Source organism: Mycobacterium sp. ML4, assembly GCF_054515735.1.
This window is the reverse complement of sequence record NZ_JBTNSY010000073.1, coordinates 1-1,667: the sequence shown is the minus strand read 5'-3', so window position 1 is coordinate 1,667 and position 1,667 is coordinate 1. Positions and strand designations below refer to the sequence as shown.

The 1,667-nt window shown below is 65.6% G+C and carries 1 protein-coding gene; it reads right to left on the bottom strand.

The features are described 5' to 3' along the window. Positions 1-164: 164 nt before the first annotated feature. Entirely contained in the window at positions 165-1,547 is a 1,383-nt protein-coding gene (locus ACX9NE_RS29235; protein ID WP_459365259.1) for an IS1380 family transposase, read from the bottom strand. Between the last annotated feature and the right edge of the window lie 120 nt (positions 1,548-1,667).

Genomic DNA, 1,667 nt, shown 5'->3' with positions numbered 1-1,667 from the left:
CCTCGATCTTTCGCGTGGCTGACGGCCTGGCTTGATCAGGTTCGGATTGGTTGTTGTTGCTGGATTCCCGTCGGTGGGTGTGGTCGGTTGTCCCGGTCAGCGGGTTTCTGCCGGGTTCCACTTCCCGGGGGTCCTTTCGGGTCGTCGTGACGGGTGGTGGTTGGTCATCCTGGTTGTAGCCGAGTCAGTGCGGTGAGCAGCAGGCCTGCCCAGGGGGCATGTGTTGACAGGCGTAGCCGGATGCGTCGGGCGTGGTGGGTAATCCTGGCGGCGATCGAGAATAGGCGCAGCCGGAGCCTTTTGGGTTCCCAGCGCCGTGCGGGGTGATCGTGCAGGGCGATCATCTGCAGCCAGGCTGTGAGTTCGAGGGCCAGTTGCACGATCGCGCACCAGATGCGGTTCTGGTCGAACCCGTGCAGAGGCAGGTTGGTCAGGCCGGTGTCTTTAGCGGCGCGGATGCGGTCTTCGCAGCGGGCCCGGCGGCGGTGGCGGAGTTCCAGGTGGGGCAATTGTCCGCGCGTGGTGTTGGTGGCAAAGGCGGTCAGCCGCAGCCCGTTGCAGTCGGTGAACCGTAGCTGAGCCCCCGGGTGCGGGCGCTCTTTGCGGATGATGACCCGCATGCCCGGTGGCCAGCCAGATAGATCCAGCACGCCGGTGGCCTCGGCGACCCAGGCACCCTGACGTACCCCGCCGGCGGTGTCATAGGCCGGGGTCCAGGCCTGTTCGGGAATCGCGCCGATGGCTGCAACGGCGATCTCGGTCAGGGGGAACCCGACCGAGTACGCCAGCCGGCGGGCATGCAGGTAGTCGAGGAATTCATGGGTGCCCCCGGCAGCATCGGTGCGGATTAAGACCTTCTTTCCCACCCGATAGCCTGGGTCGATCGGCAACTGGGCCAGCGCCTGGGCAAGGACTTTCTTGTGGTCGGCGGCGGTGTTGGCCCCGGCGTTACCGGGGCGCAGCAGGATCGCCACGGGTTCACCCGTGCCCTCGGCGCCGTGGTCGACGAATGCGCACAACGGGTGAAAGCCGAAGCCCCGCTTCCGGGTTGGGGCCGCGTACTCCTTGTCTGAGTGCGCATCCACCAACGAGGCATCGATGTCGATGACCACCGGCTGCTCGCCCCCAGCGCCGTGATCGGGTGCCCGATCCCCAGCCGCGTTCCATGCCGCCGAGCGCGCCACGGCGCGCGCAGTGTCAATGGCGCTCAACGCTGCAGATGCGTCGGCGGCCAGCGTCGCGATCAACCGCGACACCGTGGGATCGGAGGCCACCACACCAAACACGCGCCGCTGGGCGCGCAACATGGCGATGTCAGCCAAACAATCCCCGCCCATGGCCAGCGAGATCGCCAGATCACAGACGATCTTGCCCGGATCATGGCTAGCCAGCGGACTGCGCCACAGCGTCAACTCCGCCGATAACGCCGCGGTCAACCCGACCGATTCGGCGATACGTGCCAACGCGACTGCACCCGCCTGCGACACGACACCCGAACCGGACGCCTCAGCAGACAACAACGGATAACGCGACGTAGACTTCCTCACCAGATTGGTGCTCCTTGAACCGCAGAGATATTGACTTGAGCAATCAACATCCTCGCAGTTCAGAGCACCATTCTTCGTTAACGCCACCCCGCCAAAACAAATCCCGGCGAAAGCCCGAGG